Origin of the sequence: Prevotella sp. Sow4_E9_plate (assembly GCF_052116205.1) — a bacterium.
Taxonomy (GTDB): Bacteria; Bacteroidota; Bacteroidia; order Bacteroidales; family Bacteroidaceae; genus Prevotella.
In genome coordinates this window covers 1-565 of the sequence record NZ_JBQKLN010000138.1, presented here as the reverse complement: position 1 = coordinate 565, position 565 = coordinate 1, and the positions used below count along the sequence as shown (strand labels likewise).

Annotated in this window: 1 protein-coding gene and 1 pseudogene; both read left to right on the top strand. The window is 44.4% G+C overall.

Translation table 11 applies throughout. The features are described from left to right. Positions 1-258 (top strand): DUF4974 domain-containing protein (locus tag ACTQ53_RS17590; RefSeq protein WP_441934612.1); only part of this gene is annotated, 258 nt, incomplete at its 5' end. 1 nt (position 259) lies between these two features. Then, positions 260-565 (top strand): annotated as a pseudogene (locus ACTQ53_RS17585) (outer membrane beta-barrel family protein); the annotation flags it as partial.

The window sequence follows — 565 nt, the reverse complement described above, 5'->3', positions numbered from 1 at the left end:
AACATAGAAGAAAAGACAGATTCTGCAAGTCTTGCCCAGTTCCCATTGGTTTACGAAAACGCTGAGCTTCAGAATATACTGACTCCTATAGCCGGGCATTTCCATCTCCAGGTAACTTATCAGAACGAGTCGGCTCGCCACATCCGTCTCTTCCTGCAACTGGAGAAGAACATGAGTCTGGATGATATTATCGAACTGTTGAATCATTTCGAGAAAGTGAATATTCGTCATGAAGGTCAAACTTTAATCGTGGAATAAGATGAAAAGATTAAGATATATCATGCTGCTGGCAGGTTTGATGAGCCTTTCTCTTCAGACCATCTATGCCCAACGCATCACCCGCAGCTTCCGCAACACTTCTATGTCAGAAGCACTCACCATCCTTGCCAAGAGCACCAAGGATTATCGTATCAACTTTATGTATGATGAACTGGAGGATTTCACGGTTACAACGAGTATCGTGAAGCGAACAGCTCCGGATGCCATCCGCCAGATCATGGGTTTCTATCCGATGAAGATGACGATAGATGGCGAAAACATCTTTGTGGAGTGTACGCAGAAGACT